Origin of the sequence: Streptomyces sp. A5-4 (assembly GCF_051131715.1) — a bacterium.
Classification (GTDB): Bacteria; Actinomycetota; Actinomycetes; order Streptomycetales; family Streptomycetaceae; genus Streptomyces.
Window position 1 is genome coordinate 4969928 of the sequence record NZ_CP178591.1, and the last position, 13855, is coordinate 4983782.

General features: G+C 69.8%; 11 protein-coding genes and 1 pseudogene. 7 read left to right on the forward strand and 5 right to left on the reverse strand.

Annotation, left to right across the window (positions count from 1 at the left end; genetic code table 11):
• Window positions 1–48: 48 nt before the first annotated feature.
• Window positions 49–117 (forward strand): annotated as a pseudogene (locus ACLLJJ_RS23155) (zinc-ribbon domain-containing protein); the annotation flags it as partial.
• Window positions 118–312: 195 nt separating this feature from the next.
• On the forward strand, window positions 313–2592 hold the full coding sequence (locus tag ACLLJJ_RS23160; RefSeq protein WP_434600698.1) for a hypothetical protein: 2280 nt from the start codon (window positions 313–315) through the stop codon (window positions 2590–2592).
• A gap of 225 nt (window positions 2593–2817) precedes the next feature.
• Here ACLLJJ_RS23160 and ACLLJJ_RS23165 read toward each other — a convergent pair whose 3' ends face one another.
• Window positions 2818–3423, reverse strand: a complete 606-nt coding sequence (locus tag ACLLJJ_RS23165) for a GNAT family N-acetyltransferase (protein WP_434594773.1) — start codon at window positions 3421–3423, stop codon at window positions 2818–2820.
• A gap of 108 nt (window positions 3424–3531) precedes the next feature.
• Here ACLLJJ_RS23165 and ACLLJJ_RS23170 point away from each other — a divergent pair, with 108 nt between their 5' ends.
• Together ACLLJJ_RS23170 and ACLLJJ_RS23175 are read left to right on the forward strand one after the other, a co-directional pair.
• Window positions 3532–4815 carry a geranylgeranyl reductase family protein gene (locus ACLLJJ_RS23170; RefSeq protein WP_434594776.1) on the forward strand — a complete coding sequence of 428 codons (1284 nt, stop codon included), beginning with the start codon at window positions 3532–3534 and terminating at the stop codon, window positions 4813–4815.
• Window positions 4816–5031: 216 nt separating this feature from the next.
• On the forward strand, window positions 5032–6345 hold the full coding sequence (locus ACLLJJ_RS23175; RefSeq protein WP_434594779.1) for a DUF4241 domain-containing protein: 1314 nt from the start codon (window positions 5032–5034) through the stop codon (window positions 6343–6345).
• A gap of 487 nt (window positions 6346–6832) precedes the next feature.
• Here ACLLJJ_RS23175 and ACLLJJ_RS23180 read toward each other — a convergent pair whose 3' ends face one another.
• Both ACLLJJ_RS23180 and ACLLJJ_RS23185 read right to left on the reverse strand, forming a co-directional pair.
• Window positions 6833–7042 carry a DUF397 domain-containing protein gene (locus tag ACLLJJ_RS23180; protein ID WP_434594782.1) on the reverse strand — a complete coding sequence of 70 codons (210 nt, stop codon included), beginning with the start codon at window positions 7040–7042 and terminating at the stop codon, window positions 6833–6835.
• Entirely contained in the window at window positions 7039–7854 is an 816-nt protein-coding gene (locus ACLLJJ_RS23185; RefSeq protein ID WP_434594785.1) for a helix-turn-helix domain-containing protein, read from the reverse strand. Before ACLLJJ_RS23185 ends, ACLLJJ_RS23180 begins: the two co-directional genes overlap by 4 nt.
• Window positions 7855–8366: 512 nt before the next feature.
• On the opposite strand from ACLLJJ_RS23185, the gene ACLLJJ_RS23190 reads away from it, so the two are divergent.
• Both ACLLJJ_RS23190 and ACLLJJ_RS23195 read left to right on the forward strand, forming a co-directional pair.
• A complete protein-coding gene (locus ACLLJJ_RS23190) occupies window positions 8367–9965 on the forward strand; it encodes an ISL3 family transposase (protein ID WP_434588078.1) in 1599 nt (532 codons plus the stop codon).
• Window positions 9966–10121: 156 nt separating this feature from the next.
• The gene (locus tag ACLLJJ_RS23195) at window positions 10122–11003 is read left to right on the forward strand and encodes a hypothetical protein (RefSeq protein ID WP_434594788.1); all 882 of its coding nucleotides are present in this window, start codon (window positions 10122–10124) and stop codon (window positions 11001–11003) included.
• 44 nt (window positions 11004–11047) lie between these two features.
• Here the strand turns inward: ACLLJJ_RS23195 and ACLLJJ_RS23200 are convergent, their stop codons facing one another.
• Both ACLLJJ_RS23200 and ACLLJJ_RS23205 read right to left on the reverse strand, forming a co-directional pair.
• Window positions 11048–11305, reverse strand: a complete 258-nt coding sequence (locus tag ACLLJJ_RS23200; RefSeq protein WP_434594791.1) for a hypothetical protein — start codon at window positions 11303–11305, stop codon at window positions 11048–11050.
• A gap of 196 nt (window positions 11306–11501) precedes the next feature.
• Window positions 11502–13046, reverse strand: a complete 1545-nt coding sequence (locus ACLLJJ_RS23205) for a helix-turn-helix domain-containing protein (RefSeq protein ID WP_434594794.1) — start codon at window positions 13044–13046, stop codon at window positions 11502–11504.
• Window positions 13047–13387: 341 nt separating this feature from the next.
• On the opposite strand from ACLLJJ_RS23205, the gene ACLLJJ_RS23210 reads away from it, so the two are divergent.
• The gene (locus ACLLJJ_RS23210; RefSeq protein ID WP_434594796.1) at window positions 13388–13843 is read left to right on the forward strand and encodes a DUF5959 family protein; all 456 of its coding nucleotides are present in this window, start codon (window positions 13388–13390) and stop codon (window positions 13841–13843) included.
• Window positions 13844–13855: the final 12 nt, after the last annotated feature.

Below are 13855 nucleotides of genomic sequence, written 5' to 3' on the forward strand. Positions count from 1 at the left end.
AGTCACCTCACACAGGAACCGCTCTCCTCTCCCCGCTCCGGAGTCCCCGTGACGACGTACTGTCCACATTGCGGAATCCAGGCCCCCGAAGGGGCACGCTTCTGCATGAAGTGCGGGCGTGAACAACCGCAGCCCGCAGCAGAGTTGCCCGCGCCCACACCTCCGGCGGACACCCCTCGGGCCCCGACCCAGCCACCCGCACTCGACCCGGCTCCCACCCCACCCCCGCCCCCCGTTCACGCGCCCGTCCCCACCGGGCCCTCCGCCGTGGGCCAGTTCTTCGGCCGTGCCTTCCGGGGCCGGGACAATTGGGTGTCCGCCGCCCAGGCCGCGGCCTGGCCCGTCGGGCTGCTGCTCGTCATGGCGGCGGCGCTGGCCGTCCCGTCGTACGGCCAGGAGGACGGCGACGTGACCGTCGGCTGGGGCGGTCGGCTGCGCGTCGCGCTCGCCCTGCTGCTCCAAGCGCTCGGCGGCGGCTTCGAGATCAGCGGCGCGAGCGGGCCGCAGCTCGACGGCGGCGGCGAGGGCTTCGGATCGGGCTCGGGATCTGGTTCCGGCTTCGGCTCGGGCGCCGACTTCGGCGCGGCAGGCGGCGCCGAGATCTCCCTGGTACCGCTCACCGTCACCGTTCTGTGGGTCGCCGCGCTCCTCCTCGGCATCAGGTTTCTGCGCGCCAAGCAGACGAAGCGGGCCGGTCGGACCGGTCAACCCTGGACCGGTCGCACGGCGGGGCTGGAGGCGGCCGTACGCATCACCCTCCTGGTGACCGGCGCCGTACTGATCCTCGGCCTGTTCGCGCAGCCGGACTTCGAGGGCCTCGAAGTCTCCTCGGCCCCCCTGCTCGCCGCGCTCGGCACCCTCGTCCTCTCGCTCGCGGTCACCGCGGGCGTGCTCCAGCGCGACGACCTCACCCAGTGGCTCGCGCAGCGACCCGCGGCGGGTGCGGCGGTACGCGCACTGGGGACGGCGCTCCGGGTTTTCGGGGCAGTCGTCGCACTCTGCACGCTGGTCGGTTTCGTGGTGTACGCGACCGCGGACGACGTCGACGGTGAGGCCCTGCTGCTCGCGCTGCCGGTCCTGCCGAACATCGGGATGCTGGTGTTCGGGGGGAGTTGGGGCGTACCGGTGGAGTACGACGTACGCGGCGCCGCCGGCTTCTTCGGCGGCGGCGGCAGCGGCGGCGAGAACGGCAGCTTCGGTCTCGGCGAGCTGAGTGACGTCCAGGGAGCCGGGGCGGTGGTGGGCGCGCTGGCACTGGGACTGGTGTGCGCGTTGGCGTTCGGGCTCTGGATTGTCCGCCGTTCGGTGGACCGGCGTGAGCAGTTGATGGCCGCCGGATTCTTCCTCGCGTTGTTCCTGCTGTTCATCGAGCTGACCGGAGTATCGGTCGAACTCGCGGGCCAGATGGGCGAGTTCGGCAGTGCGCAGGGCGCGATGGAGGTGGCGCCGAGTGTGCCGTACGCGCTGCTGTTCGGGCTGTTGTGGGTGGGCGGTGCGACGCTGCCGGCGCCGTATCTGCTGAAGATGACCGGTGGTGCCTTCGGCGGGGCGGGCGCGGTCCCGCGGACGCCGCCATTGCACCCGGCGTACACGCCGGGTGGCCCGGTCGCGCCGATGGCCGCCCCGGAGCCGGCGGCGCCGGATCAGCAGGGGCACCCGGACACGATGTACGTCGTTCCCGCGCCGGCACCGGCGTTCGGCCCCGCGCCCGAACAGCCTGAAGTGAACGCCCAGGCGAACGCCCAGGCCAACGCCCAAGCGCAGGCGCAGGCGCAGGCCCAAGCGCAGGCGCAGGCCCAGACCTACATGCCGGGCCTCGCCTTCACCCCCACCCCCACCACAACTCCCGCCCCGAACCCCGAGCGCAGGAAGCGCGTCCTCGTCTGGACGGGCACGCTCGCCGCGGCCTTCATCATCGGCGGCGGTGCCACCGCGGGGGCCCTGCTCCTGCAGAACAACAAGGACGACGGTGGCAGCAACACCGTGAAGGACGACAAGCCCGTCGTGGCCCAGAGCGGCGGCCCGAGTGCCCAGCCTTCGAACTCGCCGTCCCCGCCCTCTTCCGCTCCGGCCCCTTCCTCCCCGCCTCCGTCCTTCACTCCGTCCCCGGCCGTCACCCCGTCGGTCCCGCCCACCTCGCCCGAGGTTCCCAGTGGCTCTCGGCAGGTGACGGATCCGGCCGGGTTCTCCTTCGCCGTGCCCATGCTCTGGGCGCGCGAAAAGGCGGTCAACGGCCAGATCACCTACGCCGGTTCCACCGGCATGGAGCACCTGCTGGTCGGTGTCGTGCGGAATCCGCCGTACGCCTCCTCCTACGACAACTTCGTGGAGCTGGAGAAGAAGGCCAAGGCGAACCAACGGAACTTCCAGCGCCTGCGGTTGGAGCAGAACACCTTCAAGGGCCGGCCGGGTGCGCTCTGGGAGTACACGTACACGGACAAGCAGTCGGGCGAGACGCTGCACGCCATCGACCAGGGCTACATCGCGGCGAACGGCACCGACTACTCGATCTACACCAAGAGCCGGGACCGTGACTGGCAGTACGCGCGGCAGACGTTCGACACGGCTCTGGCCACCTGGACCCTCGGCTGAGCCGCCGGATGGACGCCTCTTCGGGGGAATGACGGCGGATTCCGGACGGCTGTGCGGGGCGCGCGAGCGCCCCGCACTCGACACCGACCGCCGCTCCCGGCCGCTCCTCGGCGGGGCGGGCCGGACGAGCGCGACGAGGAGGCCGTCGCGCCCCGTCCGGCGGAGATGATCACGCTCATGGGGAAGCGGGACGCGCCGACGTGAGCCGGGGACGGGACAGGACGATCAGGCGGCGCTCACGGCCGTCGCCGCATCCACGTTCCCCACCGGCCGCACCTGCACCGGCTCCACTTCCCCCGCCCGGGCGGCGTCCTCCACCTGCTCCAGCTTCAGACGGAAGCAGTACGCAGTGGTCCCCGACCCCGGCACCGTGTAGGACTCCGCCTGCTCCATGCCCAGCCGCCGAGTCACCGCGATCGACCGGGCGTTGAGGGAGTTGACCATCGCCACCACCTCGGTCACCCCCGCTGCCCGCACCCGCTCCAGCGTGGCCAGCGCCGCGGCCGTCACATAACCCTTGCCCCAGTGGGCCCGCCCGAGCCGCCAGCCGATCTCGATCTCGCCGACCGGGCCGAAGGAGGGATGCGGCCAGGGCTGGGCGCCCGTGAAGCCGATCACCTCGCCCGACTCGTCAAGCATCGTCCACAGACAAATACCGCGTTCGGCGTCATGTCTGCGCTGCCGGGCGGTCAGCTCGTCGTACGCGGAAAGCTCCGTCGACGTGACGCCGTGGAACTCCATGACCTCCGGGTCGTCGAAGATCCGGTGCCAGGCCAGGGCGTCCTCCTCGGTGGGCACGCGAAGCCGCACAACGGGGGGTCGCTCGGTCATGTCGGTCATAGGGGGCAACCCTTCGAGTCGGTGATCAGTACGCACCCTTAGACTGCCCTTGCCCAGTGCCTCTCAGCACGCGATATCGAGTCTTCGGGAGATTCCGCCGTGACCGAGCCCCTCTCCGAGCACACCGCAGATGTGATCGTCGTCGGGGCCGGACCCGCCGGCTCCACGACTGCGTACTACCTGGCGAAGGCGGGACTTGACGTCCTGCTCCTGGAAAAGACGGCTTTCCCCCGCGAGAAGGTCTGCGGCGACGGTCTGACCCCGCGCGCCACCAAGCAGCTCGTGTCCATGGGGATCGACATCTCCGAAGAGGCGGGCTGGCTGCGCAACAAGGGCCTGCGCATCATCGGCGGCGGTGTCCGCCTGCAGCTCGACTGGCCGGAACTGGCCTCGTACCCCGACTACGGACTCGTCCGCAAGCGCGACGACTTCGACGAGCAGCTCGCCCGCCAGGCGCAGAAGGCCGGCGCGCGGGTGTACGAGCGCTGCAATGTGGGCGCGCCGATCGTCGACGCGCGCACGGGCCACATCACCGGCGTCAACGCGAAGATGGGCGAGGAGAAGACCCCGGCCACCTTCCACGCCCCCCTGGTGGTCGCGGCCGACGGCAACTCCACCCGGCTGTCCCTGGCCATGGGCCTGAACCGTCGCGAGGACCGCCCGATGGGCGTCGCCGTGCGTACGTACTTCACGTCCCCGCGCCACGACGACGACTACCTGGAGTCCTGGCTGGAGCTGTGGGACCGCCGCGGCCCCCAGGACCGGCTGCTCCCCGGCTACGGCTGGATCTTCGGCATGGGCGACGGTACGTCGAATGTCGGGCTCGGCATCCTGAACTCCTCCAAGGCGTTCAAGGAGCTGGACTGGCGCGAGGTGCTCAAGGCGTGGTGCGCGTCGATGCCGGCGGACTGGGGCTACACCCCGGAGAACATGACCATGCCGATCCGGGGCGCGGCGCTCCCAATGGCCTTCAACCGCCAGCCGCACTACACCAAGGGCCTGCTGCTGGTGGGGGACGCGGGCGGGATGGTCAACCCGTTCAACGGGGAGGGCATCGCGTACGCGATGGAGTCGGGCCAGATCGCGGCGGACGTCATCGTCCAGGCGCACGCACGGGCGACCCCGGCGCAGCGCGAGATGGCGCTGCACGCGTACCCGAAGATCCTCAAGGAGACGTACGGCGGCTATTACACGATGGGCCGTGCCTTCGTGAAGCTCATCGGCAACCCGAAGATCATGAAGATCGCGACCCAGCGCGGCCTCTCGCACCCGCTGCTGATGAAGTTCACGCTGAAGATGCTGGCGAACCTGACGGAGCCGACGGGCGGCGACGCGATGGACCGGATCATCAACGGGCTGTCCAAGGTGGCGCCGAATTCCTGACCCCGGCCAACGGGCCGGGCTCGCTTCGGTTTCTCAGGGAACGGCCGCCTCACTGGCGGCCGTTCTGCTGTGACCCCAAGACGACCACGTCGGTGTACGTCCCAGTTGGCCTTCCGCCCGTGGCCCCGTTGTCCTGTAGCCAGTCCCCGCATCGGCCCTTGTCAGTGGCGGTGTCTACTGTGTTCGTCAGGTTCAGGCAGAGCGGGCGGTGGACGTATGGGTGGGGACCAGGGACCGGTGACGGTCGTCGAGGTGGCGTACGCGCTGGCGTGGGATCTGGAAGCCCGCGCGCTGTGGCGGCCCCTGACCGCCGAGGCGGCGCGGGAGCGCGATGGCGCGGGGCTGCCGTACGTCGTGGTGTACCGGATCCCGGGGCGGGAGGTTCCGCTGGAAGTCCGGCTGGTTTCCTGGCGGGACCACTACGTCGGCCTCTGGTCCTACGACGACCAGGGCCGCCGCACCGACGAGCTGGACCTGCGGCTGCTGGACGATCAGAGTCGGCTGCTCAGCCGACGTGCCCGCAGGTGGCAGTACACCGGGTTGGAGATGGCGGAGTTCGACGGCGAGTGCCCCCGCTCCTCGACGGAGCTGTTCCCGGACGGCAGGGGATCGATCACGCAGCAGCCCCAGGGCGAGCGCGGGCGGACACTCGTCACGGTGCCCGGCGCCGACATACGGCGTTGGGAGGTTCGCCCCGGGTTCGACGACTGGCCGGTGGTCACCGCCCGCCGGCGAGGGCTTCCGGGGCCGGTGGTGCTCCAGGCGGCGGTGCTCGCTTCTCACGCGGCGGAGACGCCCGACGACGCGTCCGGGGCGCCCGCCACCTGCTGGCGACCGCCCCGTCCCGCGCAGCCCGGGCCGATCGACGCGCTGTTTCGGCCCGGGACGCGTGTGACCGACGGGTACCACCCCGAGATGACCGTCGTGGAGCCGCGCCGGACCGGGACCCTGCGCGTGCCGAGCGGACTGCTGGCTGTCTCCGGGCCGGACAACCTCTCCGGCGAAGGGCCCGCCGTCACGGTCCCCGTCCCGCCGGGGGAGTACGTACTCGAAGAAGCGCAGGTCCACTTCGGCTACGACTGTGAGTGGCGCCAGGGCTGGGTCACCCGTACGGACACCACGGCGGTCCGGCTGCGCGTCAGCGAGACACCGGCCCTGTCGTGGGAGATGCGCCTTGGGCCGGATGACGACCCCAGGCTGCTCGGGGAGAACGAGATCTTCGGCTTCGACACCGACAGTGCGACCGGATGCTTCGCCGACGCTGGGGCCTGGGAGTCGCTCCACCGGCTCTTCGAGCGGCACCTTGTACAGGGGGAGCCGGGTGCCGGGGAGGACATACCCGACTCCATGTACCTCGTGCGTACTCGAGACGAGGCATCCGGCGGCGAACTGGTCGCCTTCGCGACAACCGGCGACGGTACCTACCCCGTGTGGGTGGGACGCTCCGCAGACGGAGCTGTGGCCGAGGTGGTGGTGCTGGTGGTGGGGATGCCGACGGTGCTCAAGGACGGCAGTGCCGACGGGGCGTAGGCGGCGCCGGCTTGAGACCGGGTGTGATACTGGCGAGTTCGCGTACTCAACTGTCACCAGCTCTCCGGGCGCCCAGCCGGGTGGTGACCGCCAGTGGTCTCCAGCGGCGTATCGGCTCCACGTGCCCCCGGCCTCGAAGGCGAGCTTGGCCGTGGTGACCCGGTGATAGCCGAGAGCCTCAGCGACGACCGGTGCGGGCATTTCCAGAACGTGTTGCCGGATCGCGGAGTCCTCCTGAACGCGGAGGAGTGGCGGCGGGAACTCTTCCGGCGCCGGTCCCTGCGATGCGTTCAAGTGGCCGGAGAACCACCCCTTTGACGCCCGCGACTTGATACCCGCGCCCTGGCGCGACTGATCGTCCACCGGTCGCAGTTGCCGGGCGCGGACGAGAGCACACCGCTGATGGCGGTATCGCGGAGTGGTGCCATGGTGGATGGCGTGCGGGTGGTGGGGCCGGAGGAACTGCTCACGGCATGGCGGAAACTGGTCAGGAGCAGGGCAGTTGGTCGTCCTTGACGGCGGTTACGAAGCACGACCACGCGGAGGCGTTGAAAATGACGGCGGGGCCGTGGGGGGTTTTGCTGTCGCGGACGGGTGTGACGCCGGGGATGTTGTCGGCGACCTCCAGGCAGTTGCCTTCGCCTCCGCCGCTGTAGCTGGATTTACGCCAGTGGATTGCGTGCTCAGTGCTGTTCATTGCTTCTCGTATTCCTCTGCAACAGCCTTGATGTGGGCGAGTGAGTCCCGGTGCGACAGCGCGTCGCCCAGGGCGAGATCGTAGGCCGATTGGCACAAGTGCACTACCGATGGGTCGTCTAGGATCGCGCCGGTGTGCAGCCCTTCGACGTAGGCGATGGGTGGTGCGTCTTCGAACCACATCAGCGTCACTGCGCTTTCCAGCAGGGAGTGTGCCCCCGCCGAGAACGGGATCACGTGCAGGCGGATGCGTTCGGATTCACCCAGCTCCCGGAGATGTTGAAGCTGCTCCGCCATGACAGCGGGACCACCCACCGGCCGTCGTAGAACCGCCTCGTCCAGTAGCGCCCACAGGACGGGGGTGATGGGGTCATCGAGAATGCGGGCTCGCGTGAGCCGTGTGACGACGGCCTTGTCACAGTCCTCGGTGCTCTTGGGCGGGAAGTAGGAGCGGAAGAGGGCGCGCGCGTACCCCCCGATCTGCAGGAGCCCGGGAATCAGCGACGAGGCGTATTCGCGAATCATGGTGGCTTGCTGTTCGGACTCGGCTGCCGCCGCGAAGTGGTCCGCGACCTTGCGCGAGTCGAGTGTGGGCAGAAACCTCTCAAAGACGCCCCCCGTGTCGAGCACTTGGTCGAGACGCCGCGCGTCTTCCAGTGACGGCTTGCGCCGGCCGCCTTCGATATGCGCGATATGGGTACGCGACATGATCGCCTGACGGCTGAGTAGTTCCTGCGTGAGTCTCGCCTTCTCCCGGCGCTTCCGGAGCTCGTCCCCGTAAGGCATACGTGATTCCGGTACGTCAGTTCCCATGGGCCAACTCCTCTGCGTGACCGCATCGATGTCACGTTCCACCTACTGGCGAGCTTAGGTGGAACGCTTCCAAGCTGTGACCGTAAGTAGCGAATCGAGCGGCAGGGGTGACTTTGTGGCGACATCTGAAGAATCAAACCGGAGCGAAGCGCGGGCGTATCTCTCGGAGCTGATCGAGGACAGCGGGAGGGACGGCGTGCTCTGGCTCGGCGCGACAGCGGGCGCAGAGGCCGTGGACGGGGTGAAGTTGCCGCCCGGATCCATGGCCTACCCGCCTTGTCGATGCCCCCGGTGCCGGGGCGGCTCTTGAGCTTCGAGGGGCGAGGGTCGAGACGCTTTTGCTAGGAAGGGAGGGTGAGGATCCTTCCCACCCACCCTCCCCTGTGGTGCGCCAACTGGACGCCGTACCAGCGGGGATGACTTTTCGGGTTCTGTCGCTGATCTTGTGACGGGGCGGGTGGTGTCAGTGGCGGCTGTGATCATGAGCCAGGTGTACTTCACGGAGTTTCGGGGTGTTGTTCCCTCATCTGGCCGGTGTTGTGGTCGAGGTGGTCGAGCGGTCGTTGTCCGGTGTGGTCTCGATGCATGCGCGTGCTCGGTCGTCGGGCGGGGTGTGTCCGCACTGCGGTAGCGCGTCGGGCCGGGTGCACGGACGGTACGTACGGCGGCTCGCGGACGCGGCGGCCAGCGGCGCCGGGGTGGTGATCGAGTTGCTGGTGCGGCGGTTCAAGTGCCTGAACCCCGGGTGCCGGGCGGTGACGTTCGCTGAGCAGATCGCGGGGCTGACCAGCCCGCATGCCCGCTATACGCCGCTGCTGCGCGGCCAGTTGACCTCGATCGCTCTCGCGCTGGCCGGCCGCGCGGGGGCCCGCCTGGCCGGGGTATTGGGCTTGGACGTCGCCAAGGACACTCTGTTACGTCTGGTCCGTGCGGTGCCGGAAGAGCCTGTCGGAGAGATCCGTGTGCTCGGTGTCGACGATTTCGCGCTCCGCAGGGGTGCGACGTACGCCACGATCTTGGTGGACCTGGAGACCCGGCGCCCGGTCGACGTGCTGCCCGGCCGTGAGGCCGAGCCACTGGCCGCATGGCTGAGCAACCACCCGGAAATAGAGATCGTGTGCCGGGACAGGGCCGGAGCGTATGCCGAGGGCACCCGCAGCGGCGCCCCGCAGGCGGTCCAGGTCGCAGACGCCTGGCATTTGTGGCACAACCTCGGCGAGGCGGTGGAGAAGACCGTATCCGCCCACCACGCCTGCGCCCGGGCCGCGTTCGAGAACACCGTACCGGCCAAGCCGCCGCCCAGCGACGACATCTGGCAGACGCCGCCCCCGGTTGACGCGATGCTCGATGTCTGCGGACGCGAACGCCGTCTGGTGACCCGGACCAGGGAACGCTACACCGCAGTGCGGGAACTCCTGGACGGCGGCAGCACGCTGGAGGGGATCTGCCGGACACTGCGGCTGAGCCGCAAAACCGTGCGCCGCTTCGCCCGGGCCACCAGCATCGACGAACTGCTGGTCAAGGCGACAAACCGGTCCACCCTCCTGGACGAGCACACGCCCTACCTCCACCAGCGATGGAACGAGGGCTGTCGCGACAGTGCCCAGCTCCACCAGGAAATCGTCGCCCGGGGGTTCACCGGAAGCATCCAGACCGTCCGCCGCTACCTCCGCCCGTTCAAGACCTCCACCACCGCGCCGCCAGTGCCCCGTCCAGCTCCGCGGCCCCGCCGCATCGTCCGCTGGATCATGACCGCCCCCGGAAACCTGGCAGCCGTGGACGCCGCCGACCTCAAAGAGATCCGGGCCGACTGCCCCGAACTCGACGCCGTCACCGACCATGTCCGCGACTTCGCCGCCATGATGAGCGACTTGCGCGGCGACCAGCTGCCAGCCTGGATGGAACGCGTCCTCGCCGACAACCTGCCCGCCCTGCACTCCCTGGTCAACGGCCTGCGCCGGGACCAGGACGCCGTCACCGCCGGCCTGTCCACCCCCTGGAGCTCAGGCCAGGTCGAAGGCCAGGTCACACGAGTGAAATTCCTCAAAAGGCAAGGATACGGACGAGCCAACCTCGACTTCCTCCGCAAGCGGGTGCTCCTCACACCCTGACCCACCCCGTCACAAGATCAGCGACAGAGCCACTTTTCGTGATCGGGTCGCGACGCAGTGCTCGCGCCGTGTAGCGTGCGCCACAAAGAACGACCCCCATGCGGTGGTGGAACACCGCACAGGGGTCTGACCGACAAGATCGATAGGACCGATCTCATGGCTGTTCAGCAGCTTAGCTCTGCCCTGCACGCGCCCGCCCACCCGATGGCCAAGCCCGGGTTCGGAAAGCGCGCGGCGCCCGACGAAGAGCCCCGCCGTGGCCGGGACTTCGCCCATCTGCCCAAGCGTGAAGCGGCGATCGCCGGTTACGTCGACCGGTTGCCCGAGGGCGCCGACATCTCCATCAAGACGCTGGCCAGGGAGGTGGAGGGCTACGGTCAGTGCGCGATCGGCACCATCCTGCGCAGCCTCTCCAAGGCCGGGCATCTGCGGCGCGTACGCAGGCAGGTGGCGGACGCGGAGGGGGCGAGGTGGGTCTTCCGGTGCTTCTTCACCCGGACCGCCCGCTCCGACGCCTGGTGGGCGGCGTTCCTCAACGGGGATGTCCCGCAGTCCGGAATGGCGGACCCCGCGCCCGTGGAGGAACCGGAAACGCGTGGGCACGACGCCCTCGCCCGACTGGGGCGCCACCAGCCGGAGTTGGCGCTCTCGGCGCTGGAATGCAAGGCGTTGGCCGACGTGGCGGGGGAGTGGTTCCGGCGAGGGGCCACGGAGACGCAGATCGTGCGGGCGGTCGGGACCCTGCTGCCCGACGTGGTCGAGTACCCCTTCGGCTTCGTACGGAAAAGGCTGCTGAAGAAGATGCCGCCGGAGCCCCCGGCCCCTGTGCAGGGCCGGTACATCATGGAGTGCACCGACTGCCACGCCCCGGGGCCGCCGGAGTCACTGCCGGGCGGCCTCTGCCGGATCTGCCGCAGCGAGCCGTACGTCGCCGACGACGACCGCCTCTCGGCGGACCTCGTGCGGGGGAAGGCGGACCGGCTGCGGGAAGCGGTGCGTGCGTACCGGATCAGCGGCCCGGGGAGAGGAGGGGGGTGAGGCGTACGTACTCCCGGCGGCGGGAGGTGACCGGCCGAGCCGCGTCAGATGCGGCCACGGCCCTTTTCCCGCAGCGCGGAGGCCCTCATCCACATCGCGCCGGCGAACAGAATGGCCCCCACGCACGTGAACGCCCAGGCGTTGACGATGTCGCGCGCAACGCCGATGGCGCCGAAGGTCACCCAGAGGGCGAGGACAAGACACAGGGCTGTCAGGGCGATGTCCGAGACGCGCGTGCGTATGTGCGCGCGCTGAATGGTGCCTCGTTCGAGGCCGGACATCGGCTTGGCTGTCTCAGTCATGTCATTCCTCCACTGTCGGGAAACCCTCGGCTCCTGTAGCCCTCGGCGATTCCACGCGTCTGCCTCTGGCCCACATGCCTACGGCCACGACCAGAGACCCCCCGGCTACCCCGAGCGCGGCCCACCACACCCCGGGCACTTCCATGGCCTTTCCGCGATGAGGATCGTGCGGGGCGAAGCAGTTCGCGGGGTCTCGCTACGACGCGGCCGGGATCCAGCTCCGGGAGTCCGTGTGGTCGAAGTCGTACGTCGGGCGGCCCTTCGTTCCGCTCGTACGGAAAGGCCGGCCGTTGTTGTCGATCCGTACGCTGCCGGAGAGGCTGCCGCTGCTCCACTCCAGCTCCAGGTACCAGTCGCAGTCGCAGTTGACCGTGCGGCTGGTGACGAGCAGGAGCTCGGGGTCGGTGGCCGAGACCTTGTACGGGAACGACACGGCGGGGATCACATTGCCGCTGTCGTTGCCCCTGACGGAACGAGCGATCGGGCGGGGCATGTCCAGGTTCACTTCGAACTGGCGCGGAGTGATCGAGCCGCCGCAACCGGGGTCCATGCGAAACGCGTTGCGTTTCAACGGCGCGCGCCGCGCGGCCACCCGGACCTGGAGCGACTGGAGGACCACTGCCGTGTCGGTCTTGCCCTGCACACTGATCCGTACGCCGGTCTCGTCACCGTGCACCGCGTCGACGGAACGCGCCCAGGGTGCGGCGTCGGCCTGGGCGGGCGGCGGCGGCACGGCGTCGGGGGCGCGGTCGAGCAGATAGGTCTGGCCGCAGCCGACCCGCCAGATGTGGCTGTCCGTGCTCCAGCTGAACGGCGTACCGCCGCCCTGCCGCGGTGCGGTGGAGGCGTCGGCGGAACGGCCAGCGGAGGCGGAAGCCTTGGGCCCCGAACCCTTGCCCGCGGATGCGGCGCCGCCGGGACGCTTGTCCGCCTTGCCGCCGGAGGCCGTTGGCTCGGGGGAGGCCGATGGGGAGGCGGAGCCGGATCGCTTGCCCCTCGGCGTGGCGGATTCGGACGCCGTACCGCCCGCGTCCCGTACCGCGTCGCTGCGGCGGTCCGCCCTCGAACCCGGGGAGTCGACGAACGCGGCGAGCAGGGCGAAGGTGACGAGGACCGCGACGAGGGCGGCGGAGGCGTACGTGGCGCGGCGACGGTGCCACGGGATCACGGGCGGGATGGCGTGGTCCCCCACGGGCGTCATCTCGTGAACCGCCGACGGGGCGCCGTCCGCGTCAGCCGTGGGAGGCGCGGGGGATCGGCCTGGTGCCGCGTCGTCCCCGTCGGCGTGATGCGTCGCGTCGAGCTGTGCGGGCGGGGCCTCAAGCTGTGCGGGGAGGACGTAGCGCTGTGCGGGCGGCGCGACGCCGCCGACGGTGTCCTCGGCCCGCTGGGCGTCGTCCCTCACGGGCTCATCGGCGGGCCCTGCGTCGCCCGCCTCCGGCCGTACGTCGTCGGAGGCCGCCGGCTTCGGAGCCGGGGTGGGCGTCGCTGCCGCTCCCCGGCCCGCCGCCGTGTCCGCCGCTGCTTCCTGGCGCCTGCGGCGTTGGGCGTCCGCCATGACCCACAGCCGGTGCAGCGCGATCAGATCCTCGCCCTCGCAGCCGCACAAGCGGGCCAGCCGCTCCACCGGGGCGAACTCCATCGGCACCGCGCGGCCCGAGCAGTAGCGGTGCAGGGTCGACGCGCTGACACCCACTCGGCGGGCCAGGGCGCCGTAACTCCTGCCCGATCCCGTCGACATCAACCTCTTCGCGATCGGCCGTGACGGCAAGGCCGTCACGGTGGTCCAGTGGGGTCAGCTGGGCTCGCTCGACGGAGCGCCGCTGGCGGGCTTCAAGAAGACCGCGGGCGTCGCGGTCGGCAAGCTCTACTGACGACCTCGGGGGTCGTAAGGCTCACCGAGGTTCTGAGTGATCGGCCGGTCACCTCGCCGGCGACTCCCATGACCGGGGGCGGGGGTGGGAACGGGGGTATCCCATCGCCGCCGCCATGGCCCCGTGGGCACCGGAAAAGGTGCGTGCGGGGCCGCTCTCTTCACTAATACTGCGTGGGTATTCGGATATCCGGCATGGGGGAGAGAACGTGGTCGAGAACGTCGGCGTCGCATCGATGGATCTTGTTCTGCTTGAGGACGAGGAGGGAAACAGGGTCAGTATTTCCGTTCTTGGGGAATACCCGAAAAGTCCTGACGAATCCGAACTTCCCGCCATGATCAGAGCTTTGGTCGTGCTGGAAACCCCTTTTGTGAGCGGTCGGGAAGAACTCGCGCTGTGGAAATCGCGCCTGGAGGAGTGGGCCCGGGTGCTGGACAGGCTGGAGGCCGGTGAGGACGCCGGGTGGATGACCGATGGCGGCGGTCTGTCGCTGTCCATCCGGCTCTCGGGCGAGCGGGACTGCCCGGAGGTGGTCCTGGAGGAAGTCACCACGTCGATGGTGACCGTGCGGGTGCCCATCGCTCTCCCCGACGGCTGGATCGAGGACCACCGGCAGCGGCTGCGCTTGCTGATGGACGCGTGGAACCCCGAAGGGGCGCGCTAGGGGCTGTCGTTC